Genomic DNA, 25007 nt, shown 5'->3' on the forward strand with positions numbered 1-25007 from the left:
CAATTGACAGAATAATCGGATCGCGTGGTTGATAAGCAGATAATCTGCCTATGCGCTTAAGGTTTGATTTTGTTAACTTTGCAGAATGACAGAGGAAATTCCGGGTGTGAATATGGAAGACTTGCGGCTGAAAGGTTTTCGGGTGCATGAGCTGCAGGCATCGCAGGAACTCCCGCTGCGCCGCGCCAGGCGCGACTTTTACAAAATGGGCCTGGTCAACGGTGACATGACCGTTCAATATGGTGAGGAATTGCTGGAGCTCAAGGGTACGGTGCTTTTCTTCGTTAATCCCAATGTGCCGCATTCGGTGGTGAGCCGCGTGAACCGGACCAGCGGGTACGCCTGCCTGTTTACCGAAGCTTTTATGAACAGCCGAGAACTGCACGATTCGCCGTTGTTTCGTGTGGGCGACAACCCGGTGATCCCGCTCGACAGCGCACATGAGGCTTTTATGGAAAGTATCTTCCGCAAAATGCTGGCGGCCTACCATGAAGACTACCCTTATAAAAGTGACTTGATCAGGAACTGTATCTCCCTTGTTCTTCATGAAGCCCTGCGTATCCAGCCGCCTAAACATGCCGCATTTCAAAACGGATCGGGGAGGGTTACGCATTTGTTCCTGGACCTGCTGGAAAGACAGTTCCCTATCGAACGGCCGAATGGGCCGCTGCGCTTGCGGAACCCGCAACAATTTGCAGACCGGCTGTCCCTGCACGTCAATTACCTGAACCGCGCGGTCAAATCGGTCACCGGCAAACCGACCTCGGCCCATATCGCCGCCCGCATCGCTGCCGAAGCGAAAGCGCTTTTGCAATATACCGACTGGAGTGTGGCCGACGTCGCTTATGCACTGGGTTTTGAATACCCTGCCTATTTCAATAATTATTTCAAGCGGCTGACGGGTACCACGCCGAATACCTTTCGGAAGGTTTGAAATTCATAGTTTTTGGTTTGATTATCGATTGTGTACATGTGCCTTTTCGGGCAACTTTGTGCTATGAAAATATTAGTAACAGGCGCAACAGGAAAAGTCGGCAGCCGTTTAGTACCGCGCCTCATAGCCAAAGGTTATGAGGTTACAATTTTAGTACGCGATGCAGCCAAAGCCCTGCCGGGAACCCGGGTAGTGGTTGGCGATCTATATGAACCCGCTACGTTGCCCGCGGCGGTCGCGGGTATGGATGCCGTGATCCATCTGGCCGCTTTATTCCGTACTTTCACCGATAATGAAGGTATTGTAAAAACCAATCATCCGGGTACCGTCTCGTTGGCCAAGGCCGCTCTGGCTGCCGGTGTTAAGCGTTTCGTGTTTACCAGCACCGGCAATGTTTACCATGCCGGCTACGGCCATCCAGCCAAAGAGACTGATCATGTCGATATTAATGATCCAAGAGCTTATGCCGCCAGTAAAATCGCCGCTGAACAGGAACTACTGCAACTTCACCCGGACGTAAGGATTTTACGCTTAGGCTTTGTCTACGGCGACCGCGACCCGCATATCGAAGAGATCATACCGGTTCTCAAGCAGTGGAAACGCCATCCCGGGTACCGCATGCATATGGTACACCACCTCGATGTTGCCCAGGGCATACTGATCCTGCTACAGCAAGACGGATTGAACGGTGAGATCTTCAATATTGCAGATGACGCGCCGATCAGCCTCTATGAACTGGCCGACTCAGTGGGAAAAGCAGCGGAAACCTTTGATGCCGACCCCGGTCCGCTGAACGATCCCTTCGAAGGCGTCCTGGACAGTTTCAAGCTACGCAGCCGGACCAGCTTTCGCCCGCTGGTGCCCAGCTATTACGTGGCGCGGGATATGGATCTGCTGTAAGTAAATTTCTCTACTGGTGGACACTAACGGCCAACGTGTCCGCCAGTTACCAACCCCACTTCAAGTCATGTCAATATCGTTTTTAATTAACCAAATTGATAAAGAGCCTTTCCATACATCGCCCGGCTTTCAATGCCTCCCTTGTCCCAAACAGCTGTTCCGGATTATATTCACCTTCGACGGGCAATTTAATCTCGCCATCGCCGGTCATCTATAAATATGCACGCAAAAAGGCGTCCGTCAGGGGCTTAGAAAAGCCTCAGGAGTATAAGCAGGAAAATGAGGCGAGGCCTAATCAGCTAACCTTCTCTGATGAATCGCTATGCCTCATGCTATCAAGCCCCTGTTCGATCGTTACCAATGGCCTGTAGCCGATCTCTGCTCTCGCTTTTTTGTCGCTGATAATAAATGTCATTCCCAGCGCATTGATAAGCCCTTTGTAAAGCGGTGGATGTCCTGCAAGACGGAAAGTTTTCCAGACAAATTCCATAACAGCTGCTACTGCTTTTGCCATGCTCAGTGAAACAGATCTTTCAGGAACGACGACACCCTGCGTACCAACATAATTTTTAATAAATTCTTTGAATACAGCGTTTCCCCATCTGTAATAAAGTAGGCTTTGCCATTTTGCACGGTCTGTTCAGCTAAGATCAGCGCGTGGCATACATTAAGAACATGGCAGGTTACAAAGCGGTGTTTGCCTTTATCAATAAACTGCATTTGTCCTTTCTTCGTTGCTTCAATGATACCGGCTAATGTATTCGGATCTCCTTTCCCCCAAATGAGTGGTGGCCTGATTGCAATGGTTTGAAAGCTTTTTGTGTTTACTTCCAGCACAAGATTTTCTGCCTGGAGTTTTGTTTTCGAATAACCGTCGATAATATTATCGGATACAAAAGTTTCGTCAGCGTTGATGACCGGTTTGCCGGTCATAATGACCGAAGCAGCGCTTAAATAAACAAATCTTTTCACATTGGCGTTTTCTGCAACTTTCAATAATAGTTCGGTTGCTTCAACGTGCAGTTTTCTGAGTTGCTTTTCTGAAGCAAAGAAATCAACCGAGGCTGCTAAATGGAATACGGTCGAGCAATCTTTTACACCAAATTCCAAGGCATGTTTATCGTTCAAGTCGCCCTTGATGGCTGTTGCTCCTAATTTTTCTACGATATGAACGGCCTTCGCTGAACGTGCTAATGCATTTATCTGATAGCCGTTAGCTATGAGCATCGGTATCAGGTTTTGACCTACAAAACCCGAGCCGCCTGTAATAAATACTTTTTTCATCGCTTTGAGTTTTTGTGTTAGTTTATTCTTGTCCAGACAGTGCTTTGACCAAATAGTGAAACACCCACATAACTGCGAACTTTTAATGATTTGTCCGCTTGCAGCGTTAAGTAGCAGGAGTAGGTTTTGCCGCTCCGTGAATCGTAAATGGTTCCCCCTTTCCATGTCGACCTGCCGTCAAATTCAACATTTTTTAACATCACCAAACCTATGATGGGATCTTTATGCCGGGCTTTGTCCGGATTTTTAATGTCGGTTTTGGGTTTACCGTTTTCGTCAGGTTCTTTTAGCCAGACGATCTTGCCGAAAAATTGGTCACCCTGCTGGTAAATCTCAATTTTAGCGGCTTTCTCCTGGTTGAGCCAGGTACCTGTAATGGCTGTTTTTGTTGTTTGAGCACCTACACTCAGCGTAAATAAAAAGCATAAACCTGAAATGAGGGTGCCGATCAAGCCTTTATTCAGGCTGTTCTGCTTTGAAAAGATGTTGTCCATATTTGCATTGTTTATATTACCATGCAAAGTTGGCAACCGAAAAAGCGATAAACGTTTACAAAAGACAAGAAATGCTATGCTTTTGCTAAAATACGTTTTCTGATACGGCTTAAAGAAGTGGCTGTAATGCCTAAGTAAGTTGCAAACATATGTTGCGGTACCCGTTGTAATATGCCAGGATTTTTGGCCACCAGTTTTTTATAGCGTTCTTCAGGATTGTCTAAAATGAAAGAGGTCAGTGCCTGCTGGAACTGAATGAGTGTCTGCTCAAGAAGTTTTCTGACCAACTCATTCATACCAGGGATCTGATGGTATAATGTTTCTAAATCCGCTTTTTTGAGTGTGAGTAGTTCGCAGGGTTCAAGACATTCAATTACTTCCTTGCTTGGAGACCCTGTCATCAGGCTGTCAAAAGCGCTGACGAAGTTGTTTTCTGTTAAGATGTGAATAGTAATTTGTTCCCCATCTTTTACATAGTATTTTCTGATGCAACCTTTGAGCAGGAAAAATAGTTGATCTGTCCGCTTGTCAAAAGAAACTAATTCAGTTTTTGCGTTCACTTTTCTGAAAGTCAAAACAGCAGCAAGCAGGTCTTTTTCTGCAGGTGTGAATTTCACATAGTTGTCTGTATGGACAAAAAATTGTTCCTTCATAGTACTTTAAACTAAACCATAAATATAAGCTTTTATGCCAAATCCATTTCCCAGGCTTTAGCTTAGTACCTGGCAAACGGGCACCCCTGAATCTATTGGATGTGGGTATCATGAATATCACCGCCAGTAGTTCATTTGGTATGTTAACTGTATAGTTTTCATAGGATGGGGGTGGTAACCGGATAATGAAGGCTTTTTTGTAATGATGATAAACATCCCTATCCGAGTGTAGGAACTTTTTTCATTTTTTGATGAAGATAATTGCAGAAAGAAATGTAGGCTAATGAAGTTGCTGCTCGATCGTTCCCTTATCAATCACTGACCAGACTTGAAAGATTTTATGATCACGAAATTCATAAAAGACATTTTCTGAAAAGCGGATCTTACGGCCATTGACAGGTAACCCCATAAAGGTACCTACGGGTGAACAATTAAAAACTAATCTGCAAGCAACATGCGATAAATCGGCTACCACCAGTTCCGCCTGGAAATAAAGGTCGGGGATTTCTCGGTAATTCTGTTTTAGCATGGAAAGGTATCCGTGCAAACCTATTTCTTCATCATTATAACACACAAATTCAGCAACATAAAGTTGCAGCTCGTTCCATGCTTGCCGGTTCAAACATTCCAGATAATCGCGATAAATGTCCAGAAGGGGATTCATTATGTATAATTAACACAAAGCAATCACTAGTTGTTTTATCGTAAGCGAATAACTTAAAAGGGACTATCGCGGCAAGGTGAGGAAAATATGTAATATGATAAGTTAACAGCCCAGCAAAATGGATTTTTGATTTAATGAAGAATATTTAAGTTCAATTTAAAATTGTCATGTCGAAAATCTGTTACTAACTTATTTCAAATTTATTTAAAATACTCGTGCATCTCCTTTTGGGTGCATAAGTAATTATGCGGTATTTAATAAATTAAAGAGTCGATACAAACGGACCGACTCTTTAATAAAATTATATAATCAATGTTTTAGGCTCCAGGAATTCTTCCAACCCAATGATCCCATTTTCACGTCCGATCCCTGAACTTTTAAAGCCTCCAAAAGGAGCCATAGGGTCGTGTTTTAATGTGTTAATAAGTACCCGCCCTGCTTTAAGCTGACGGGCAACCAACTGGGCGCGTTCTTCATCGGCAGAACTTACGTAAGCCATTAAACCGTATTCACACTCATTCGCTATTTTAATAGCTTCGTTTTCGCTGGTATAGGTTAACACTGAAAGTACAGGGCCAAAAATTTCTTGCCGTGCGATAGTAATGTCATTCCGGACGCCGATAAAAATGGTCGGTTTAACGTAATAGCCTTTTTCAAGACCCTCAGGCTTCCCTAAGCCCCCAAACAGCACTTCTGCGCCCTCAGTTATACCAGTCTGAATAAATTCTTCAATACGGTCAAACTGTTTTTGGCTGGCCATTGGGCCAATCCTGACATCAACGGTAGACGCGTTGCCTACAACAAATTGAGCAGCTTCAACAACTAATAAATTTTTTACCTCATCGATTCTTGATTCAGGTACCAATAACCTGGTGCCAGCAATACAGGCCTGACCATTGTTCATAAAAGCAGCCTGCAGCGCCATCGGAATCGCTTTATTCAAATCCGCATCTTCCAGGATAATATTTGCCGATTTTCCACCGAGTTCAAGCGTCACTCTTTTCATGGTATCAACAGCCTGCCTGGCCAATAATTTGCCAACGACTGTAGAGCCGGTAAAGAATATTTTAGTTACGTCAGCACTTTCCATAATTGGTTTAGTGATTACTGTGCCGTCTCCGTTTACCATGTTTACCACACCGGCAGGAAGGCCAGCTGCGGCAATACACTCCATGATGATTTGAGCTTGCCATGCCCCAAATTCACTTGGTTTAAGTATCACAGTACAGCCTGCAGCTATAGCTGCAGCCACCTTAATAGCGATTGATCCTGCTACTGCATTCCATGGTGTGAACAACGCTGCAATACCTATTGGTTCCATCACCACCGTAGACTCATTCACCTGCTTTGTGAAAGCGTAATCTTCGAGCAATTTAGCTTGATTGGCAAAAGTGGTAGCGGCAATCAGATTAGCCCATTTCGCCCGCTCATTAGGTGCTCCATATTCCAATATAGTCGCAGTGATAAGGTCGTCTATCCGTGCTTCAATTTCTACGCTGATTCTTTTTAAATAAGAGATTCGTTCGGCTTTTGTACTGGCTTCAAAGGCTGGAAGAGCTGCCTTAGCGGCTTCGATGGCCATTAAAGTGTCTTGCTCATCAGCATAGGTAATCTGTGCGATCTCTTCTTCATCCAAAGGAGATTTTATTTTTACGACTTGTGTGCCATGTGGTTTAATGAACTGTCCGTTCACATAAACGCTTTCTATAGTTTTCATATTAGGTGTTTAAAAGGATTAATAATAATGTGTTTTATTGTAATTCAGTTGCTGCTTTAATAATTACCTCTGCTACCGCTTCGGGCTGAGAAATAAATATGACGTGGCTGCCTTTAATTTCAGTGATTTTAGCCTTAGCACGTTCATACATATTACGCTCTGTTGATGGGTTCAAAGCTTTATCCTGCGTTGCGATAATACCATAACTGGGCTTGTTTTTCCAAGCTGCCTGTTTAACCGGTTCTTCAAAACATTTACCTATAATGGGGACTTGTGAAACATCCATGAAATCGCTTTGTGCCTGGCTTAAATCACCCGCAAATCCACCGCGAAATTTAGCGGGATCGAAGTAAACAAATCCATACTGGTCCGGTGCAGTAAATCCGGCTTCTGGCGCCGCAGGTGCAGCGGCAACCCATTTACCGGTAGTCTCTCCTTTATCCGGCATAAAGGCTGCAACGTACACCAATGCGGCCACTTTTTCATTAATACCGGCCTCGGTGATAACAGTCCCTCCCCACGAGTGGCCTACTAAAATCACCTTTCCGTCCTGCCGGTTAATCACACTGTTGGTGGCATCAACATCCGCCTTCAGCGATGTTAATGGATTTTGCACGATACTCACTTGGTATCCTTTTTTGACCAGTATGTCGTAAACTGGCTTCCAGCCAGAACCGTCTGCAAATGCCCCATGTACTAATACAATGTTTTTTATACCCTTGGGTTGCGCATTTGCTACATCGGTTCCTAAGTTCACAAGTGCTGCGATAAACAGAATAGTAAAAATTAAAAAGCGAAGGTTTTCTGAAGATTTAAATGATGTTTTCATGATTGTATAAATGATTTAATTGTTGAGAATAGATTAAAGACTGGCAGAAGGTGAAGGAACAGAGGTTTTGGCAGCTGCTAATATTTCGCCTGTATCCGGGTTCTGTATAAAGCCAATTAGTTCCCATTTTTGGGTGTCGAAACCGGCTGGTAATACTACCGTTTCGCTGCCTTTGCGTTCAGGTGATAAAGAAAACGTACTGAATTGCTTCACTATTTGTGCATGTGTAAGGGTTCGGCCTTTGTTCTCACCTGCTTTTATTATGCTTACGGCATGCTTTTGTACCATGGCGACTATTAGCTTGCCTTGCACCGGCTGGCCTTCAGACAGGTAAGTAATGTTTAGATTTTTGCCAACCTGATGCCCTTGCAGGCTTAGGGTAGTAATGGGCTTTCCATTAAGGGCAGCGGTTAGCGTATTTCTGATTTGTTCCTCGTCTGACCCAACAAACTCGGTTTTACCATTAAGAATAAGTTGCGGCGTGTAAACCTGGCTCGTAAACTTGCTGTTGTACCAGTACTGCCTCTTAGAAAAATCAGGGTTGCTAAATACGTCTTTCCAGCCCAGCCGGTTCCAATAATCTACGTGGTAGGCCAGTACATAAACCGGTTTATTACCGGCGTCTTTTTGAATGCGTTCCAGCAATTCGTCGGCAGGCGGGCAACTCGAGCAACCTTCAGAAGTAAAGAGTTCCAGGACAGCGAAACCCTGACCGGAGTTAGAATCCATCGCTTTGCGTTTATTGAAATGGTGATGGTTTACGTAGGCCGCAGATGTCATTAATAGTACAACGGCAGCGCAGATAACTGAAAGTTTTATCATTTTCATGGATTTGATCTTTTGATTTGATTCAAAACTATGGGCAGAAAGTGACTGGGGAGAGTGAAACAAGGCTGAACCGGACACAACTGATCCTAAACCCCGAAAATTAAAAGGTGAAAGTTGGTGTTAACAGTTTTAGGGTGCACTGAGTTTAACCAACCTGAACTAACGATTACCATGTTATTTGGATAGATAATCAATCCGTTATTTTGGACACTTAGAAACTCAATACGGATACATTTGGGCTTGTTCTGCTGCTGAACTTTGTGTTATCAAATCAGTAAAAAAATGAGCAAAACAATTTTTATCACAGGTGCCTCAACAGGATTAGGCAAAGTGACCGCCAAATTATTTCAAAGTAAGGGCTGGAATGTCATCGCCACCATGCGCAATCCGGATCATGGTACAGAGCTGCGCCAACTGGAAAAAGTCACCCTGCTTCCACTTGATGTAACCAATACCGGGCAAATAACCGATACTGTGAACAAAGCTATTGCCATGCACGATATTGATGTTGTTTTTAACAACGCGGGTTACGGCCTTGTCGGCCCGCTGGAAGCGGTAAGTGACGAACAGCTGGCCCGTCAGTTGAATACAAATCTTTTAGGGGTCATACAGGTTACCAGGGCATTCATTCCTCACTTCAGGGAAAAACAAAGTGGCCTGTTTATCACAACCACATCTATGGGCGGCTTTTTAACTTTTCCATTAAACTCAATCTACCACGCCACAAAATGGGCATTGGAAGGCTGGAATGAAAGTTTATCATTCGAGTTAGGCCTGTTCAATATTGGTGTTAAAACAATAGCACCAGGTGGCATTAAAACGGACTTTATAGGCAGATCACTGGACCCGGTAAGTCATCCGGCTTATGAAGAAGCTATGCAGAAAGTGTTTGGCTTATTTGTAGAAGATAATCTCTCTTCTGCAGAACAGATTGCTGATGTGGTTTATGAGGCGGCAACAGACGGTAAAGATCAGGTACGCTATATAGCTGGCGAAGACGCTAAACGGTTATACGCGAGAAGAAATGAAATCGGCGCAGAAGCCTTTCGCAAGGAACTCGGCGGTATGGTGTTTGGTGACGGAAAGTTTTAATTTAGCAAAATGAAAAGGTCCAACCAGTTTCCTGTAACGATTCATAGCATCTCTGAACTGCACCGGCTGGTTGGCTTGCCCGGTCCTGCGCACCCGCTGATCAGTCTGATAGACAATACCAGACTGAATATTGAGAGGGAACGTTTCCCAGAAACATTGATCCTGGACTTTTACAAGATTTCCTATAAACACACGCTGAACGGCAGGATCGGTTACGGGCAAGGCTATTACGACTTTGATGAGGGCGGTATGATCTTTACCGCACCTCATCAACTTTTAGCTATTGATAAGGATACGGAATACTACGGGCTTTCCCTGCTGATTCATCCCGACTTTTTGCGCGGATATCAGTTGGGTACCAGTATCAGCAAATATGGGTTCTTCTCTTATGACACCAATGAAGCGCTGCATTTATCCGAAAAAGAGAAGGGGACTATTGTATCGGTCCTGGAAAACATCGGCCAGGAACTCACCAATAATATCGACGATTTTAGCCAGGATCTGCTCGTATCCTATTTGGAAGTGTTGCTGAACTATGGCAACCGTTTTTACAAACGGCAATTTGTTACCCGCAAAGCTGTCAATCATGATCTGCTTACCAAACTGGAGACGATACTTGTCCGTTATTTGGACAACCGTCAGGGTTTGCAAAGCGGTTTGCCTAGCGTAGAATATCTGGCAGATCAGCTTAATCTATCACCACGTTACTTAAGCGATATGCTACGGTCTTTAACAGGGCAAAGCGCTCAGCAGCATATCCATCAAAAAGTAATTGACAAGGCAAAAGAGTATTTGACCAACACCAACCTTTCTGTTGCAGAAATCGCCTATGAGTTAGGTTTCGAATACCCGCAATCCTTTAATAAGTTGTTCAAGAACAAGACGACGCTTACGCCTGTGGCTTTTAAAGCCCAATTTTTCAGTAATTAATTTAACAAAAACACCCAGCGCCAAAGCCGGGTGTAAAAATAAAGGGTGATTATATCGTTAGAGACTCATACCACCGTCCATAATGATCTCAGCTCCGGTAATAAAGCTGGCAGCATCTCCGCATAAATAGGCCACCATTTTAGCCACATCGTCCGCTGTGCCGATTTTTTTCAATGGGATCTGCCCGATCATCCAGTCATCCAAACCTTCCCGCGTAGCTTGATCCAAGCCCAGCTTGTTTAGGATCTCGGTTTGCGTCGGGCCTGGACTAACCGCATTGACGCGTATCATGCATGGAGCGAGTTCCAAAGCAGCGATACGCATAACGGAGTTCAGCGCAGATTTGGTTGACGAGTAGATTGACGAATTCGCGCCGTTCATATTGGCGGTATTAGAGGACAGAAAAACGACTGACGCGCCTTCTGGCAAAAGTGGGATGAAGCGGCTGAGTGTAAAATAAGCGCCCTTATAATTGATGTTCACAACTTGGTCGAACGTTTCTTCGGTCGCTGTTTCTATCGAAGCGCCTCCTACAATGCCGGCATTGATAAACAGGATATCTATTCTACCGAACTTTTCTTTCACGGCTTTAGCTAACTGCTCAATAGCAACGACGCTGCCCTGGTCGGCCAGCAACCCGGTAACACCTAATTCCTGAGCCGCGGCATGTATAGCTTCTTGTCTTCTGCCGGTAATGATCACTTCAGCGCCCTGCGCTTTTAATTCTTTTGCGGTAGCATAACCAATTCCGCTGTTGCCGCCGGTTACTAATGCTATTTTTCCTTTTAAATTTTCCATTTCAATAAATTTTAGGCAAACCTATGGCATAATTGGTATAACTTTGTTACCAGTATCATAGAGTATACCAGCAATGAATCAAGATGAGCGAAATAGACTGGCTGAAGAAGTGCTTTCTAATCCACGAAACCAGCGGGAAGAAGTACAGGCCCTGCAGGACACTATTTATGTTATCGGCGGCAAATGGAAACTGCCGATCATCAATTCCATTTGCAATGGTAACCGACGGTTTCGGGAAATTGAGCGCAGTATTCCCGGTATTACGACCCGTATGCTATCACGGGAGCTTAAAGATATGGAAGCGAACAAACTGGTTAAACGCACGGTGACGCCAACCAGCCCGGTGACCGTAGAATATTCGCCGACAGATTACTGTTATTCCTTTGCTGATATTATCCTCCATATGATCAAGTGGGGAAAAGATCATCGTGAGAGGCTCAAAGAAAGGTAACTGAAATTTTAGCCAGCATGGTTAATGTCTAACTCGTGCCTTGATCTGTCCGCTTGAACCATTATCTGCTCATTCCGGGGTTTGTTTTAGCACAACTTTGTGTCAACAATTAAAACAAACAACGTCATGAACTTAAAAACATCAAAAACAATTTACTGGTCAGGTGCCATTTTTATCTCACTTTGGTTTGGCGCAAGCGGTTTCTTTGAAATCACTAAAAATCCTATCGTTTGGGACATTACTGTAAAACTGGGTTACCCTCAACACTTTATCTACATTCTTGGGGTCGCTAAACTTTTGGGCGTAGCAGTATTGCTAATCCCTGATCGCTTCCTCCAGTTAAAAGAATGGGTATTTGCAGGCATCTTTTTCGATATCACCTTTGCTTTTTTCTCTAAACTGGCTGTGCTTGGCTTTGCTCCGACTGTTGATGCCATCGTCGCTTTCACTGCGATTTCTATCACCTACATCATGTTCAGAAAACTCTATCCGGCCACTTATACCAAAGCCGACACTGAAAAAGCAGGTAACAATTCCGAAAGAGCGTAAATAACAATCTTCAATCATAGCAATATAAACATCAATCGCCATGAAAAAAATTACAACTACCGGACGCCGCATTTTAATAATTTCAGCCGCCATAATGATAACCGTTATATTATTCAGCAGTGCAGATCTGTTACAGGCCCAGCCTCTTGTTAACCAAAATAATCACCAGGCAGATGCTTCTGATAAAGCTTTCACAGAAATTAAGCAAATCAAAGCCGGTGTGCTTAATGTGGGCTATGCCGAAGTTGGGCCCGCAAACGGTAAACCGGTTATCTTACTACACGGCTGGCCGTATGATATTAACAGTTACGCACAAGTTGCACCAGTATTGGCAGCAAGGGGTTATCGTGTCATCGTACCCTATCTCAGGGGCTATGGCAGTACGACCTTTCTTTTAGCAAAAACCGTACGCAACGGGCAGCAGGCAGCGTTGGCTGTCGACCTGATTGCTTTCATGGATGCCTTACATATCCAAAAAGCCACATTAGGCGGCTTTGACTGGGGCGCACGCACCGCAGATATTGTTGCAGCATTATGGCCTGAACGCGTTAATGCTCTGGTATCTGTAAGTGGTTATCTCATCGGCAGCCAGCAAGGTAATAAAGCTCCGCTGCCGCCAAAAGCAGAACAAGCCTGGTGGTACCAGTATTATTTTGCTACTGAACGAGGAAAAGCGGGTTATGCTGCCAACACCAAACAATTCGACAAATTGATCTGGCAAACCGCTTCTCCGGAGTGGAAATTTCCTGATGCGGAATACAACCGCTCTGCCACAGCGTTTAATAATCCCGACCATGTGGCCATCGTCATTCATAATTACAGGTGGAGGCTGGGGCTCGCGAAAGGTGAAGCAAAATATGATGCTTTGGAAAAACAACTGGCTTTAACGCCCGCCATCAAAGTGCCAACCGTAACCTTAGAGGGCGATGCAAACGGCGCGCCACACCCGGCCCCGGGGGACTATGCAAAACACTTTACCGGTAAATATATTCATCATACTATTACGGGCGGTATCGGCCATAATCTACCTCAAGAGGCACCGCAAGCATTTGCAGATGCTATTGTGGAAGCAGATAGCCTTACCAAATAATATTCAACAAAAAGCAAACAAGTAAACTTTAAATAAAATGGAAAATCAGAATGTAATTAGCAATGAAAATACTGCCAAAATAGCCATCACAAAAGTGCTGTATTCAGCAAAAGTACACATTACAGGCGGCAGGGAGGGTAATGCCACCAGCGAGGATAACCGCTTAAACATAAGCCTTTCCACACCGGGCGGGCCGGGCAATGGGACTAATCCCGAACAGTTGTTTGCCGCAGGATGGTCAGCCTGTTTTATCGGGGCCATGCGTCATAATGCATCAAGTCTGCAAATCCCTCTGCCAAAAGACCTGGCGGTTGATGCAGAAGTTGACCTTGGAACCGGCGAAGGTGGTTTTTATCTGCAAGCCCGTTTGAATGTTAAGTTAGCCGGCTTGTCAGCGGAGCAAGCAAAAACCGTGATAGAGGCAGCACACCAAACCTGTCCTTACTCAAAAGCTACGCGTGGTAATATCAATGTAGAGATCAATGTAGCAGTTTAATGACTGTTGTGTTGGTTGAAGCGGGAGCAATCTTAAAAGCTGTTTCCGCTTTTTTATTTGAAAATATGCTGATAGATCAGTTGTTCGCGTTCGGCAAGCAATTGAGCAAAGTCTTCCTGGCTCATTTTAAAGAACTGGCGGTAAATTGGTGACATGATAACCGGATACGAAAGTAAAGAGAACAGGTTCATCAGGAAATGCCGGGGAGGCATCTTTTCAATGTTTCCTGTATTCATTTCCGTTTCAACCTCATCTAAGAAAGCATTTACAGGTACTTCGTTGATTCCCTTCACGAGGTCCATACCTGAAGTATTGATCTCGGTGACCAAAAACGTTTCCTGGTACGGGTAGGCCGTCATCTCTTTCATAAACACGGCAATCAATTCTCTTACCTTTTCTTTAAATGACTGATCCGATGCCATTACCGTTCCCAAACGTTCGCTCAGTTCCCGCATAGATTCATTGAACACTACAGCCACAAGCTGATCTCTTGTCCTAAAGTAGTAATGTAGCGCTGCCCGGTTAACGCCGGCGGCGTTTGCAATGTCCTGTGTGGTGGCATGCAATTTACCTTCGGCGAAGAAAATACGTTTGGCAGTCGCTTTTATGAGTTGTTCTGTTCCGGTGTCCTTAGCTGGCATATTATCAATTATTCTTTTTTACCTCAATAACCTGATCAATTCCTATATCACGTGTAAAATACTCGTCGTGCGATATCACCAACAGTGTTCCCTTAAAATCTTTAACAGTTGCAGTGAGAATCTCCAGGCTTTTCACATCGAGATTGTTGGTTGGTTCGTCCAGAATCAGTAGGTCAGGCGTATGGTTACTTACTGCCAGGCAACACAGGGAAAGCTTCATTTTTTCGCCTCCGCTTAACACTTCGCATTTCTTGTCCCAGGCATCTCGTTCAAACTGCGAGTAGATCAGCAGCGATTTGAGCTCGTATTCCTGCAGGTTGCGGCTGTTATAATGCTGTACCTGCTCAACAACTGTCCTGGTAGGGTCAATGAGCGAATAGTCCTGGTCGAGATACAGATAGGTATATTCTGACAGGTTGATGCTACCACCATTTGGTGTTAATATTCCTGTGATCAATTTAAGTAAGGTGGTTTTACCTGCACCGTTATTGCCTTTGACGTTTACACGGTCACCAGAACGTATCTGAAAAGTAAGCGGTTGCCAAAGCGGACCGCTACCAAAATTGTAAGTCAGACCAGCCGCATCCACCAACACTTTTCCTTGATGAAGGTTAGATGCGCCGATATCTATTTTAAGTGCATGATACTGTTGAATCTGCCCCCGGATAGTCCTGATATTTTGACTGATAGCCGAAAGCTTTTCATCCTGGGCATCCAATGCTTTAGCCGTACTGCCTTCAGCTTTGCTTTTTAAACCACCTGCAATAATGCGCGGCAAAGACCCTGATTTACCTTTAGCCTGTCCGCGCGATTCGATCTTTTGCCGTTTTTCTGCTACATCACGCGCTTTCTGCTGGGTTTGCTTTAAGGTTTTCGACTGCTCGTGCAGTTCGTTCTGCAAAGCATTTACTTTACCTTCCTTCTGGTCCCTGTAAAAGTCAAAATTGCCACCGTAAGCTTCTACACCGAAAGCGCTCAGTTCCAATGTTTCCGGAAGCAGGTTAAGTAAAGTACGGTCATGGCTTACGGCCAGTAAGGTTGCCCTGATACTGCTGATTAACTCGTATAATTCTTTTCGGGCACTCATGTCTAAATGATTGGAAGGCTCATCAAGCAGAATGATTTCAGGGTTATGAATATCAATCCCAGCCAAAAATACTTTTGTTTTTTCGCCACCGCTAATGGCCGCCATTTGCTGTGACGGCGAAAGATGACCAAGATGCCATCTGCTTAAGGCAGCATTTACTTTATCTTCAATTTCCCAGTCATCTTCCAGGTCGTTAAAGTGTTGAACATCTGTACTGCCTTCGGTGATGGCTTTGATGGCCGCTAACTTATAATCAACTTTTAGTACCGCTGCAATGGTGAGGTTATCATACTGCCCTAAATGTTGGGGTACATACCAAGGTACAGAAGTAGTGAAGATATTCCCTGCGGACGGCTGTAATATTCCTGCAATCAGCTGAAGCAACGTTGATTTACCCGCTCCGTTATTACCGACCAGCGCAGCCTTTTCACCTTTATTGATGGTAAAAGTAAGTTGTTCAAATAACTGCTCCTTATTCGGATGATGGTAAGATAAAGCACTTATTGTAATACTCATTTCGCGGCAAATATAAGTTTTAATATTTTTGTTTAACAAAATTGTTTAAATAGATTAATGCGCTTAGGTCACTCTATTATATGTCCGGCTCAGCAGTAGATATGTCCAGTTGAAGGTTTCAGGTTGCGGAAAGATCAACCGCTACTAATACTTTAGCAAAATCATAGCTTTGCTATATAGTCCGCTTTAGATAAATCATGTTAATGAAAAAAACGAAACTTCATATATCGCACGTTACCATTTGGATCAGCTCATTAATACTGGGTTTGTTATCGTCTGTACCGCAATTGGCCTCACATCAATTTAACCCCGCTGAGGCGATAGTGAATGCAGTGTTGACATCATCATTTGCCGTACTCATGTGGTATTTCAATATTTATATTTTATCCCGCAAGACTGGTCATAAGCGACAGCAAAGCATTTCGTACAGCGGACTATTGAGATCGTTGCTTTTCGGTCTTATTGTGATGTTTGCATTGGCCTGGGTGCAGCAGTTGATCCTTTCTCACATCAATTTCGGGCCGACTATGCTGATGGTGGAGGTTCGGGGTATATTGATCAATCTCGTTTTCTATATGTTTTTAAATCTGCTGCAGCAGAACTACGAAAACCAGCACGTCAACATGGAACTGGAATGCATGAAAGGAGATAACCTGGCCGCGCAGTACGAAATGCTTAAGCAACAGATCAATCCCCATTTTTTATTCAACAGCCTGAATACGCTAAAAGCTATGGTCGAGACCGGAGACGAAGACTCGGTAGATTTCATCTTAAAATTATCCAATTTTTACCGCTTTACCTTAGAAAGCCGAAAACTTGATCTGATTCATTTATATGAAGAGATGGAGATCCTGAATGCCTACCTATTTTTGCAACGTGCGCGCTTTGATGGTGGATTTACCTTCACCAATAATTTAACGGATAGGACATTGAAAACCTTGGTTCCACCATTTACGCTCCAATTGCTGATAGAGAACTGCATTAAGCATAATATAGTGTCCTTACAACATCCATTACAAATCCGCCTCTATGAGGATGGCGAGTATATCGTTGTCGAAAACATGTTGCAGGTTAAAAAAGGCGAGGTCAGTTCAACAGGTGTAGGGCTAAAAAATATTGGTTTACGTTACGGTCATCTGCTCGAAAAAGAAATTGAGATAATTAACGATGAAAAATTTTTTAAAGTAAAACTTCCGCTTATTTATGAACATTATAATTATTGAAGACGAATTACGGACGGCTAAATCGCTCGAAACGATCATAAAAAATCTTAAACCTGACGCGCGAATAACCGGCCCATATCAAAGCGTAGAAGAATCGGTAGAAGCGCTGAGCAACGGTGCCCAACCCGACCTGATATTTATGGATATCCAGCTGGCAGATGGCCTATCTTTCGAGATATTCAAATCAGTAAAGATCACCTGTCCGGTAGTGTTCTGTACAGCGTTTGATGAGTATTCGCTGGAGGCTTTTAAAAGTAATGGTGTCGATTATGTGCTAAAACCTTTCTCAAAAGACGATATCAAAGAAGCATTGCGAAAGGTAGATGACTTAAAAAACTTCTTTCAGCAAACTACCTCGCCAAATCTGGAAGCCTTGCTTTCTATACTTAACCCTTCCAGCGGTAAAACCAGTTTTCTGGTCTTTAAAAACCAGAAGTATACGACGGTGCAAACGGACAATATTGCGTTTTTCTACATCCGTAATGATTCGACATCGATGATGTGCTTCGACGGGCAGGAGTATGCGCTTACCCAGTCGCTGGACACGATTACTGCATCTGTCTCTGCAAAACAATTCTTTAGGGTTAACCGGCAGTACCTGGTCAACTTTAAATCAATTAAGGAGGTAGAGCATTATTTTTTACGTAAGCTCTACGTTAAACTGGTAATTGAAACACCCGGAAAACTGCTAATTAATAAAGAAAAGTCGCATAGTTTTCTCAATTGGATGGAAGAGCGGTAAGCATCTGAATTATGGACCAGAATTAGCATTAAGTTTTTGAGATAATTCTGATTTGCTACTTAAATATTGCAAAATAATGCCTACTATTGCCAAGTTTCCACACTCCGGTAACAGGATAGTATCAAAATTACCTAAATTCAGGTCAAAAAATTGTTTCTACTGAAATCCTATAACTTACTGGTAATCAGCTGTATAGCACTTTATGTATCGGCAAGTAGTTTATTTATATGATTGAAAATCAGTCATTTGTAAATTTTGACAGGAAATAAAAATCTTTGTTTTATTTTCTTAAGTGTCAAATTATCAACATATTACAAATAAGACCAATTGGTATATTTTTGAGTTTTGTTACTATTAGAAGTCTCTTTGCCTAGTCAGTCTATACCGATCTAATATATTTTTCTTTATATTAGCAATGTAAAACATTAAATATATTTATGCACTACACACTTCATCAACTTCAAATTTTCCTAAAGATTACACAAACCAGGAGCATAACCAAAGCTGCTGAAGAATTACATCTCACACAGCCAGCTGTTTCCATTCAGTTGAAGAATCTTCAGGACCAGTTTGAAATTCCGCTTACAGAAGTCATAGGAAGACAGTTGTATGTTACCGATTTCGGTGCTGAGATAGCCATAGCAGTTGAGAAAATTCTTGGGGAGGTTTATGCAATCAATTACAAAACACTAGCTTATAAAGGACAACTTTCCGGAAGGCTGAAATTATCAGTAGTATCCACAGGTAAATATGTCATTCCCTATTTTTTATCAGATTTTCTAAAAAGTCATCAGGGAATTGAGCTTGTTCTTGATGTGACTAACAAGGCTCGGGTTATCGAAAGTTTGGAGAAGAATGAAGTTGATTTTTCATTGGTTTCCGTTCTTCCTGAAAAACTTCAGATAGAAGCTATAGAGTTAATGAAAAACAAGCTTTATCTGGTTGGTGCAGGAAAGGAAGTGGGCGATATTAAAAGCAATACCCAAAATATTTTGGAGGAGTTGCCAATCATTTACAGAGAGGAAGGTTCGGGTACGAGGTATACGATGGAAAGATACATCTCCTCAAACAACCTCCATGTTCAGAAAAAAATGGAGCTTACCTCTAACGAAGCTGTAAAGCAGGCCGTGATAGCAGGACTGGGTTATTCGGTCATGCCGTTGATTGGCATCAAGAATGAACTGATGAACGGAGAGCTGTCCATCATTCCCGTCAAAGGACTTCCCTTAAGTTCCGTTTGGAATATGATCTGGTTAAAAAACAAGTCTTTCTCTCCTGTAGCCGCTGCTTTTTTGGTACATCTTCAAAAGGAAAAGGGTCGGATAATTCATGAAAAATTTGCCTGGTTTGAAAACTATGTTGCGCGGGAAGCGCTTTCATAGTTCAACTGATTTTTTCAAATGCCAAACGCATGCGTTTACACACGGATAGATACCGCCGTCGTTATCAAAAACCAGATTTCCGTTTACCCAAGTATGAGTTACAGTGATATGAAAGGTCTGGCCGGATACAGGAGACCAGCCGCATTTATATATTAAGTTTTTTGCATAACTGTAGTTAACAGGTTAAGGTCGACTAAGACAAGATCAGCATAATACCCTTCCCTAATGTAGCCTCGTTCCTTAATATCCTTAAGCAACTACCTTGTCCGCTTACATCCCGTCCTTATCAGGGATTGCAAAAATTGCAATATCTCGGATCTTCAATTTGTATGGCATTCGGATAGCTTTCTATACTGGAGTAACTGCATTTTTTACACTCATAATAGTATGATAGTGTACTTTCGGTAGGAAGTCCACATTGACCACATGGTAATCCCTTATTTACTTGGGAAACATCATATCCGGGAAAATTGCATGAGGGACATTCGCGCAATACGGTTTCGACCAATCTGGCTGCGACCTCTGCAATCACCTCCATGCGCAAAGGGTTGAACATAGCCCTCATATCTGTTTCTAAGAATACAGTGCCATACCTTTTCAAATGCGCTTTAAAATATTGTTCAAAGCTTTTCCAGTCATCAATACCTTTGATCACGTCTGACCGCACAACGTTCGTCATGATCAGACCATGGCTGGGAAACTTTACTCTTTCAGCGAACTCCCTGGCGCTGTACCAGTCCTCGAATTTATTTCCGTTAAAATTTGTTTTGGTACTTACAACCCGGGCCCGGGCGTAAATATCATTCTCCATGTCCATCAACACCATTATCTCATCATCAGCCGGCACATAAAGCATTGTCGGATGGGCGCCAAAAGATCCTTCGCTGGATACTGCCAAAGTGCATCCGGATTTCTTACAGGCATCAATGCATTTGATCCTGGCAGTTTCAAGCGGATCTGTTTCGCGTTCGACTTCTCCCGAAAAAGTCCCATAGCTATCGGTATTGAATTCCTCCGGCAAGACAGTTACCACACCGAGGGAGGTTTCCAGTATAGGAGCCAAAACCTTTTCTTTGCCGTGCATCGTCGCTATTACCAGTTTCCTCCCCCTAAAATACTTGATAGCTGCTTCACTCATAATTCTTGATTATATTCTAACCGAATCCTCCATTTTTTCATTAGTAATCAAAGGCCAGTCACCATTTTTTTGATAAAGCCTTATCTCATTGTTAGACAATGGGTCCAAAACCATTAGATATATCCATTCATTATCTATCAGTTGTTTTAACTGATTATTTTTCAGAAGTATTTCTTCTATCCTGTCCAAAGGAGACTGAATGATAACCGATAGTCTTAAGGGCTGATGAAACATACCACAGTCTGAACTATTGACAGACTGCAGTGGCAGTCCGATTTTCAGGTCGCCTCCGTTGCCCTGTACCACACCAAATTTGCCGGTAACATTATGGGTTATCTTTGATCCTCCTCCAAATCTATCGTTATCAACTGTAGAAAAGTAGTAATGATTATTTATCCATTGCGTAACAACCATTGGGCCCTGCATAATCATTTCCAGGAAAAATCCCTCATCGTCCGCCTGCCAATCGTAGGAGTGCAAAAAGCACCTGCTGCCAAGATCTATATCCCTCGTAATACTTCGTGGGGCTATAATAAATCCTGCGTTTCCAGCCAATCCCCATTCAGGCCGAGTTTCAGCCCAGTTTTCTGATTTTTCACGAGCTATTTTTGCACCATTTTTATTTCCGAGTCTTTCAGTGATGGCTGAACGGCTAATTTCGGCCAGATCCGCCTTGAATAACTGCGTAATGAGGCGATGAGATTCGGGTACTTCGGCATCAAAAAGAACAATTTCGTCAGTAGCGGTATTATGCTCCGCACCCATAAAAAACGTTGTATTGGGAATATCAATTCCAAACTCTTCACTTAGTAATTTTCTTACCTCGGGCAGATTAGCGAGCCTGGCCAGCATCCTGGCATTGTGACGCCCCGGACTTGCAGCACAAGCGCCGCAGTTCAGGCTTGATCCAAACGGGTTATTTGCAGAGTGGCTGCCATGCCCGGTAAATACGACCAGTGGCGCGAAGCTTTTCCAGCCCAGCAATACAAAGGCTGAACGCACTATAGCAACCTTTTCCTCCAAAGGGATCGCTTCCTTAACTTTTTCATACGAACTGGAATATATTTCAGTTCTACAGATCGCTTCATGAGCATCTGCGCCTATATCTTTGCTCCCTGTGGAAAACCCTGGGAAGAGCGTTCTCCAAATTAATCCTCCCCCATAGAATAGCCCTGTACCCTCCACATAACCAAATGCAGAAGGCAGCATATTTTTCATGCGGGTTGAAAGAAAGTCTGCAAATTTGAAATAACTTTTTTTGCGCTGATAATTTGCAACCTCAGCTATTTTACCAGGTAACGGGGTTTCCTTGATTGTGTAAGCGGAAGACAATATGGGTGGACAGGATTTACGTATCAGACCGCTGTTCAGGTCCTGATAATCCGTGGCGATCCCGAAAAACCCTGCATAACCAAAAGTTTCATATTCACCTTTTGACTCGATGTGCCGCCTGATCAGCTCTGATCTGGTATCGATACAAAATACCATCTGAACGGCAGGATCTTTTTCAGCATTAGGCACAGTTCGCAGGTTTGTTAAGTTTTTACTCAGCCGCGCTGCCATTTGCTTTTGCCAACTTCTTTCCCATGCTTTTAGCCATGTTAACTGCAATTTGGACAATTCGGAGTGTTGTTCCGCCGTTGCTGGTATAGTAATATTCTCCTGATTGATCTGCTTCGCTACCCATAATCGTACGGCCAGATAATCTTTTAAACTAACCGGGCATTTATGCTGCCATGGTGAACCCTCCGTCATTCGATATTTAATATAACCAGTCCAGCCCGGCAGGGCTGCAATGTGGTATTTACATATGTCTAGCTGTTCTGCTTTGGAGAAACCATCTAAAACCTGTGTTAATACTTCGTCCGCAGTCTCAGGTATTTCAGCAATAGAGGTGGTACCTATTTCCCGATCGTAAACAGCCAATTTGCGCCAGGAAGCGAAAAATCCTTTTGATCTCCCCGGCATTTCCCATTCGGCCATCCCTTCATCCATGAAAGCGCATAGCCATTTAGTAACTATCCTATCCAGTTTGTGAGCACTGTTGCTTAGTGGCGTTGCCTTGATCGACTCCATCTCCTTTAGGTAATATTCCGCTTGCTGGAAAAAACCGGCTTCTATCAGCATTTCCTGAAGTATATCTTTATCAAATTCTCCACGTTCCCATGCTTGACGGAACATGGCACCAGTTGGCAAAACAGATCCTCCTGTGTATTTTTTTGCTTCTTTAATAGCATTTTCAAAGGCTAGTCCCTCATAGCCAGATAAGGGATTTGAAGTGACGAAGCCATAAAGCGGCCATGTTTTTCCAATTGTTAAGGCTGCTTCTTCAACACAATCATTTAAATTCAGGTTGCTCATATGGACTTGTTTTTAGACATGAATATTGTTCTTTTATAGGGTTGCGATATGTTTAATAAATTCACATAGATCCAGGGCACTTTTTTGTAGACACCGAGTTTCATGATAAAGAATCCCGCCAGAAACACTGCACCAAAGAGTAGTTGTATAAGGGAAATGGAAGAAGGCATATCCACATATGGCATGTCTTTCATCAATAGGGTGACCCTATTATATATTAACGCGTAACAAGCTATCCCAAATGGAAATAATAAGATCGGCAAGAATACTTTTTGTGTATTGGACAATGCGCTTTGCTTAACTATGTTATAAGTTGCCTGACCCACCGTGATCGCTACAATCAGCGTTAGGAAAATACCACTATTCAAAGAAGTACCTTTCCCGGTTAGTCTGGCAAATATGAAAGCTCCCAGAATACCAGCGACCATAACAGCGACCGCCTGGAGCGGCTTGATCCGGATTGGTAATGGCTTTTGGGGTACGGATGCCTGGATATTCTCCCCGGAGGAAAGGAAGAGGTAAGCTTTATAAAACCCATGCAGAATCAAATGGACTACTGCCGCATTAAAAAAGCCAAGTCCGCATTGCATGATCATAAAACCCATTTGTGCAATTGTTGAACAGGCCAGCTTTTGCTTTATATTGGTTTGTAATAATTTGGTGAATTGCGATATAATTGCTGTAATACCTCCTACAATAAATAGAAGCGTAAGCACTTGGGTTTTTAGCAGCAGAGCTGCGAAAATGGTAAGCAAAATTCCCGAACCGTTTACGAATCCGGCATGCATAAGTGCGGATGCCGGGGTTGGTGCCGTCATCGCTGATAATAACCATCTGTGAAAAGGATAGATAGCAGATTGAATTAATGCCGCTGTTATTATAAAAATGGCAGATACAAATAATACCGGCGTTGATAAACCATCTAATACTTCATTGATAATGCTAATTGTGTAATATCCCGAACTAAAAGCCAGTAATAAAACTCCCACCGCTAATAGTATACTTGATGCCAGAAAATACTTTTGTGAAAACCTGGAAGCTTCTTTTGCCTCCACCCAATCCGAATCTACACCTATAAGTCTTGACATAAATAACCCCATCAAAAGCCAAGATATCAGTAAAGCCAGCACATGGTCGCTGGCCACCAAAAACATTACGGCTATTGTAAACCCGAAGCAAAGGCTTGTAAAATGCGCATGATATTTAAACCCTTTTAAATAGGTAGCGCTATAAATACTTACCACAGTACTGAAAAAACTTACTACGGCCCACATCAGAAGTGTGAACCCATTTATTCGAAATAAACCCAAAAAACTCCACTGCTGATGATGGAAACCCAAACAGAGAAAACTGATGTTACACAAGAATAAAATCGAAAAAAAGATAGTCGTTAGGCTATTGAAAAGATCAGGGAGACCTTTTTTGTAATCTGAGTTAGGGTATGGCGTTGCCACTTTTTTAAAATTCATAAATTGAGTTTTCCGTTTGTGAATAATTATGGCACAAAACTGAATAAAACCTATTATAAATTTTTATTTATAAATTAAATGATTTTCATTAATTATATTTATGATTTATCTAAGAACATGTATTTTTATATGCTTCTAACTCGCAGAGTCATATCATAATGGTGAAAATTCTAAATGAAGTTCAATAGCATTATTTTTTATTTATGTGTTCTGATACACTAATTGTCAATGTAAAGAGATTAGTATATCCATCATTCCTAACCTAAAAACTAAGGTTTTGTAGAATCGGTCGTTGGTATATCGTATTAATGAATACCGGGGCAGGTTATCTAAACTATAAGCCATTAAGCGACATTAGCATTTTCTACAGCACTTCCAAAATTACTGCGCCCGTCGTTTTTCCAATCTTGTTTTGCAGCTGACGGGCGTATCGTTCCCCATCCCAATCATTGAGCCTTATTTCTTCTTTTTAATTACATCTATGACAATTTTAACCTTTTGCTCGGGTGAAAGTAATTGATGCCATGTACAAATCATAAATAATATTAATATCAACCATTATAAATATAAATAAAAATATATGGATGGTTAGTGAGAAATTTACCCCGTAATCAAAATAATCAATATGATAAAATTAACATTAGCAAATGGCATAAATGCAGACTTGAATATGGGGAGAATTACATAAATCAAACCCAGGTCAACCAACCAAGAGATTGTCGTTACTGTAATCGAAAAT

At 42.8% G+C, this 25007-nt stretch carries 25 protein-coding genes; 11 read left to right on the forward strand and 14 right to left on the reverse strand.

The features are described from left to right. The first annotated feature begins 85 nt into the window (after nt 1–85). The gene (locus IDJ75_RS15320; protein ID WP_191176501.1) at nt 86–934 is read left to right on the forward strand and encodes a helix-turn-helix domain-containing protein; all 849 of its coding nucleotides are present in this window, start codon (nt 86–88) and stop codon (nt 932–934) included. Between the two features lie 63 nt (nt 935–997). After that, entirely contained in the window at nt 998–1834 is an 837-nt protein-coding gene (locus IDJ75_RS15325) for an NAD-dependent epimerase/dehydratase family protein (RefSeq protein ID WP_191176502.1), read from the forward strand. A gap of 295 nt (nt 1835–2129) precedes the next feature. Here the strand turns inward: IDJ75_RS15325 and IDJ75_RS21185 are convergent, their stop codons facing one another. The 8 genes from IDJ75_RS21185 to IDJ75_RS15360 all read right to left on the reverse strand — a co-directional run bounded on the left by IDJ75_RS21185 (nt 2130) and on the right by IDJ75_RS15360 (nt 8297). Beyond that, complete coding sequence (locus tag IDJ75_RS21185; RefSeq protein WP_224746621.1) at nt 2130–2348, reverse strand: hypothetical protein; 219 nt, start codon at nt 2346–2348, stop codon at nt 2130–2132. Between the two features lie 2 nt (nt 2349–2350). Continuing rightward, nucleotides 2351–3118: an NAD-dependent epimerase/dehydratase family protein gene (locus IDJ75_RS15330; RefSeq protein ID WP_224746622.1), complete on the reverse strand. Its 768-nt coding sequence runs from the start codon at nt 3116–3118 to the stop codon at nt 2351–2353. 17 nt (nt 3119–3135) lie between these two features. Beyond that, entirely contained in the window at nt 3136–3612 is a 477-nt protein-coding gene (locus IDJ75_RS15335; RefSeq protein ID WP_191176503.1) for a DUF2147 domain-containing protein, read from the reverse strand. A 74-nt stretch (nt 3613–3686) separates the two neighbouring features. Further along, the gene (locus IDJ75_RS15340; protein WP_191176504.1) at nt 3687–4265 is read right to left on the reverse strand and encodes a Crp/Fnr family transcriptional regulator; all 579 of its coding nucleotides are present in this window, start codon (nt 4263–4265) and stop codon (nt 3687–3689) included. A 280-nt stretch (nt 4266–4545) separates the two neighbouring features. Next, complete coding sequence (locus IDJ75_RS15345) at nt 4546–4929, reverse strand: ester cyclase (protein ID WP_191176505.1); 384 nt, start codon at nt 4927–4929, stop codon at nt 4546–4548. 301 nt (nt 4930–5230) lie between these two features. Next, the gene (locus tag IDJ75_RS15350) at nt 5231–6646 is read right to left on the reverse strand and encodes an aldehyde dehydrogenase family protein (protein ID WP_191176506.1); all 1416 of its coding nucleotides are present in this window, start codon (nt 6644–6646) and stop codon (nt 5231–5233) included. Nucleotides 6647–6680: 34 nt separating this feature from the next. Then, nucleotides 6681–7475: an alpha/beta hydrolase gene (locus IDJ75_RS15355; RefSeq protein WP_191176507.1), complete on the reverse strand. Its 795-nt coding sequence runs from the start codon at nt 7473–7475 to the stop codon at nt 6681–6683. Nucleotides 7476–7508: 33 nt separating this feature from the next. Then, nucleotides 7509–8297 carry a DUF1223 domain-containing protein gene (locus IDJ75_RS15360; RefSeq protein WP_224746623.1) on the reverse strand — a complete coding sequence of 263 codons (789 nt, stop codon included), beginning with the start codon at nt 8295–8297 and terminating at the stop codon, nt 7509–7511. A 288-nt stretch (nt 8298–8585) separates the two neighbouring features. On the opposite strand from IDJ75_RS15360, the gene IDJ75_RS15365 reads away from it, so the two are divergent. Both IDJ75_RS15365 and IDJ75_RS15370 read left to right on the forward strand, forming a co-directional pair. Continuing rightward, nucleotides 8586–9395: an SDR family oxidoreductase gene (locus IDJ75_RS15365; protein ID WP_191176508.1), complete on the forward strand. Its 810-nt coding sequence runs from the start codon at nt 8586–8588 to the stop codon at nt 9393–9395. A gap of 9 nt (nt 9396–9404) precedes the next feature. Further along, the gene (locus tag IDJ75_RS15370) at nt 9405–10325 is read left to right on the forward strand and encodes a helix-turn-helix domain-containing protein (protein ID WP_191176509.1); all 921 of its coding nucleotides are present in this window, start codon (nt 9405–9407) and stop codon (nt 10323–10325) included. A gap of 57 nt (nt 10326–10382) precedes the next feature. Here IDJ75_RS15370 and IDJ75_RS15375 read toward each other — a convergent pair whose 3' ends face one another. Continuing rightward, on the reverse strand, nt 10383–11123 hold the full coding sequence (locus IDJ75_RS15375) for an SDR family oxidoreductase (protein ID WP_191176510.1): 741 nt from the start codon (nt 11121–11123) through the stop codon (nt 10383–10385). Nucleotides 11124–11196: 73 nt separating this feature from the next. Here IDJ75_RS15375 and IDJ75_RS15380 point away from each other — a divergent pair, with 73 nt between their 5' ends. From IDJ75_RS15380 to IDJ75_RS15395, 4 genes are all read left to right on the forward strand, one after another. Then, nucleotides 11197–11574, forward strand: coding sequence for a winged helix-turn-helix transcriptional regulator (locus IDJ75_RS15380; protein WP_191176511.1), 378 nt, complete (start codon nt 11197–11199; stop codon nt 11572–11574). Between the two features lie 126 nt (nt 11575–11700). Continuing rightward, a complete protein-coding gene (locus IDJ75_RS15385; protein ID WP_191176512.1) occupies nt 11701–12123 on the forward strand; it encodes a DoxX family protein in 423 nt (140 codons plus the stop codon). Between the two features lie 40 nt (nt 12124–12163). Continuing rightward, entirely contained in the window at nt 12164–13213 is a 1050-nt protein-coding gene (locus IDJ75_RS15390) for an alpha/beta fold hydrolase (protein ID WP_191176513.1), read from the forward strand. 37 nt (nt 13214–13250) lie between these two features. Beyond that, entirely contained in the window at nt 13251–13709 is a 459-nt protein-coding gene (locus tag IDJ75_RS15395) for an organic hydroperoxide resistance protein (RefSeq protein WP_191176514.1), read from the forward strand. A gap of 53 nt (nt 13710–13762) precedes the next feature. Here IDJ75_RS15395 and IDJ75_RS15400 read toward each other — a convergent pair whose 3' ends face one another. Both IDJ75_RS15400 and IDJ75_RS15405 read right to left on the reverse strand, forming a co-directional pair. Further along, complete coding sequence (locus IDJ75_RS15400) at nt 13763–14350, reverse strand: TetR/AcrR family transcriptional regulator (RefSeq protein WP_191176515.1); 588 nt, start codon at nt 14348–14350, stop codon at nt 13763–13765. Between the two features lie 4 nt (nt 14351–14354). Beyond that, entirely contained in the window at nt 14355–15953 is a 1599-nt protein-coding gene (locus tag IDJ75_RS15405; protein ID WP_191176516.1) for an ABC-F family ATP-binding cassette domain-containing protein, read from the reverse strand. Nucleotides 15954–16156: 203 nt separating this feature from the next. On the opposite strand from IDJ75_RS15405, the gene IDJ75_RS15410 reads away from it, so the two are divergent. The 3 genes from IDJ75_RS15410 to IDJ75_RS15420 all read left to right on the forward strand — a co-directional run bounded on the left by IDJ75_RS15410 (nt 16157) and on the right by IDJ75_RS15420 (nt 19300). Then, nucleotides 16157–17176, forward strand: coding sequence for a sensor histidine kinase (locus tag IDJ75_RS15410; RefSeq protein WP_191176517.1), 1020 nt, complete (start codon nt 16157–16159; stop codon nt 17174–17176). After that, nucleotides 17157–17918 (forward strand): LytR/AlgR family response regulator transcription factor, encoded by a 762-nt coding sequence (locus IDJ75_RS15415; protein ID WP_191176518.1) that lies wholly within the window; start codon nt 17157–17159, stop codon nt 17916–17918. Before IDJ75_RS15410 ends, IDJ75_RS15415 begins: the two co-directional genes overlap by 20 nt. 437 nt (nt 17919–18355) lie before the next feature. Continuing rightward, entirely contained in the window at nt 18356–19300 is a 945-nt protein-coding gene (locus IDJ75_RS15420; protein ID WP_191176519.1) for a LysR family transcriptional regulator, read from the forward strand. Between the two features lie 286 nt (nt 19301–19586). Here IDJ75_RS15420 and IDJ75_RS15425 read toward each other — a convergent pair whose 3' ends face one another. The 3 genes from IDJ75_RS15425 to IDJ75_RS15435 are packed head-to-tail and all read right to left on the reverse strand — an operon-like array spanning nt 19587 to nt 24268. Further along, nucleotides 19587–20438 carry a DUF6671 family protein gene (locus IDJ75_RS15425; RefSeq protein ID WP_191176520.1) on the reverse strand — a complete coding sequence of 284 codons (852 nt, stop codon included), beginning with the start codon at nt 20436–20438 and terminating at the stop codon, nt 19587–19589. 9 nt (nt 20439–20447) lie between these two features. Continuing rightward, nucleotides 20448–22799 carry a DUF2309 domain-containing protein gene (locus IDJ75_RS15430; protein WP_191176521.1) on the reverse strand — a complete coding sequence of 784 codons (2352 nt, stop codon included), beginning with the start codon at nt 22797–22799 and terminating at the stop codon, nt 20448–20450. Next, a complete protein-coding gene (locus IDJ75_RS15435) occupies nt 22796–24268 on the reverse strand; it encodes a proton-conducting transporter transmembrane domain-containing protein (RefSeq protein WP_191176522.1) in 1473 nt (490 codons plus the stop codon). Before IDJ75_RS15435 ends, IDJ75_RS15430 begins: the two co-directional genes overlap by 4 nt. Nucleotides 24269–25007: the final 739 nt, after the last annotated feature.

It is taken from the genome of Mucilaginibacter rigui (assembly GCF_014773275.1).
Taxonomy (GTDB): domain Bacteria; phylum Bacteroidota; class Bacteroidia; order Sphingobacteriales; family Sphingobacteriaceae; genus Mucilaginibacter; species Mucilaginibacter rigui_A.

What these genes read in the sequence shown, in the direction of transcription:
- IDJ75_RS15355 (WP_191176507.1), bottom strand. Translation starts at nt 7,475, where the DNA reads ATGAAAACATCATTTAAATCTTCAGAAAACCTTCGCTTTTTAATTTTT.
- IDJ75_RS15415 (WP_191176518.1), top strand. Translation starts at nt 17,157, where the DNA reads ATGAACATTATAATTATTGAAGACGAATTACGGACGGCTAAATCGCTC.
- IDJ75_RS15360 (WP_224746623.1), bottom strand. Translation starts at nt 8,297, where the DNA reads ATGATAAAACTTTCAGTTATCTGCGCTGCCGTTGTACTATTAATGACA.
- IDJ75_RS15340 (WP_191176504.1), bottom strand. Translation starts at nt 4,265, where the DNA reads ATGAAGGAACAATTTTTTGTCCATACAGACAACTATGTGAAATTCACA.
- IDJ75_RS15395 (WP_191176514.1), top strand. Translation starts at nt 13,251, where the DNA reads ATGGAAAATCAGAATGTAATTAGCAATGAAAATACTGCCAAAATAGCC.
- IDJ75_RS15385 (WP_191176512.1), top strand. Translation starts at nt 11,701, where the DNA reads ATGAACTTAAAAACATCAAAAACAATTTACTGGTCAGGTGCCATTTTT.
- IDJ75_RS15375 (WP_191176510.1), bottom strand. Translation starts at nt 11,123, where the DNA reads ATGGAAAATTTAAAAGGAAAAATAGCATTAGTAACCGGCGGCAACAGC.
- IDJ75_RS15345 (WP_191176505.1), bottom strand. Translation starts at nt 4,929, where the DNA reads ATGAATCCCCTTCTGGACATTTATCGCGATTATCTGGAATGTTTGAAC.
- IDJ75_RS15425 (WP_191176520.1), bottom strand. Translation starts at nt 20,438, where the DNA reads ATGAGTGAAGCAGCTATCAAGTATTTTAGGGGGAGGAAACTGGTAATA.
- IDJ75_RS15325 (WP_191176502.1), top strand. Translation starts at nt 998, where the DNA reads ATGAAAATATTAGTAACAGGCGCAACAGGAAAAGTCGGCAGCCGTTTA.
- IDJ75_RS15420 (WP_191176519.1), top strand. Translation starts at nt 18,356, where the DNA reads ATGCACTACACACTTCATCAACTTCAAATTTTCCTAAAGATTACACAA.
- IDJ75_RS15370 (WP_191176509.1), top strand. Translation starts at nt 9,405, where the DNA reads ATGAAAAGGTCCAACCAGTTTCCTGTAACGATTCATAGCATCTCTGAA.
- IDJ75_RS15330 (WP_224746622.1), bottom strand. Translation starts at nt 3,118, where the DNA reads ATGAAAAAAGTATTTATTACAGGCGGCTCGGGTTTTGTAGGTCAAAAC.
- IDJ75_RS15400 (WP_191176515.1), bottom strand. Translation starts at nt 14,350, where the DNA reads ATGCCAGCTAAGGACACCGGAACAGAACAACTCATAAAAGCGACTGCC.
- IDJ75_RS15405 (WP_191176516.1), bottom strand. Translation starts at nt 15,953, where the DNA reads ATGAGTATTACAATAAGTGCTTTATCTTACCATCATCCGAATAAGGAG.
- IDJ75_RS15320 (WP_191176501.1), top strand. Translation starts at nt 86, where the DNA reads ATGACAGAGGAAATTCCGGGTGTGAATATGGAAGACTTGCGGCTGAAA.
- IDJ75_RS21185 (WP_224746621.1), bottom strand. Translation starts at nt 2,348, where the DNA reads ATGGCAAAAGCAGTAGCAGCTGTTATGGAATTTGTCTGGAAAACTTTC.
- IDJ75_RS15365 (WP_191176508.1), top strand. Translation starts at nt 8,586, where the DNA reads ATGAGCAAAACAATTTTTATCACAGGTGCCTCAACAGGATTAGGCAAA.
- IDJ75_RS15390 (WP_191176513.1), top strand. Translation starts at nt 12,164, where the DNA reads ATGAAAAAAATTACAACTACCGGACGCCGCATTTTAATAATTTCAGCC.
- IDJ75_RS15350 (WP_191176506.1), bottom strand. Translation starts at nt 6,646, where the DNA reads ATGAAAACTATAGAAAGCGTTTATGTGAACGGACAGTTCATTAAACCA.
- IDJ75_RS15380 (WP_191176511.1), top strand. Translation starts at nt 11,197, where the DNA reads ATGAATCAAGATGAGCGAAATAGACTGGCTGAAGAAGTGCTTTCTAAT.
- IDJ75_RS15335 (WP_191176503.1), bottom strand. Translation starts at nt 3,612, where the DNA reads ATGGACAACATCTTTTCAAAGCAGAACAGCCTGAATAAAGGCTTGATC.
- IDJ75_RS15410 (WP_191176517.1), top strand. Translation starts at nt 16,157, where the DNA reads ATGAAAAAAACGAAACTTCATATATCGCACGTTACCATTTGGATCAGC.
- IDJ75_RS15430 (WP_191176521.1), bottom strand. Translation starts at nt 22,799, where the DNA reads ATGAGCAACCTGAATTTAAATGATTGTGTTGAAGAAGCAGCCTTAACA.
- IDJ75_RS15435 (WP_191176522.1), bottom strand. Translation starts at nt 24,268, where the DNA reads ATGAATTTTAAAAAAGTGGCAACGCCATACCCTAACTCAGATTACAAA.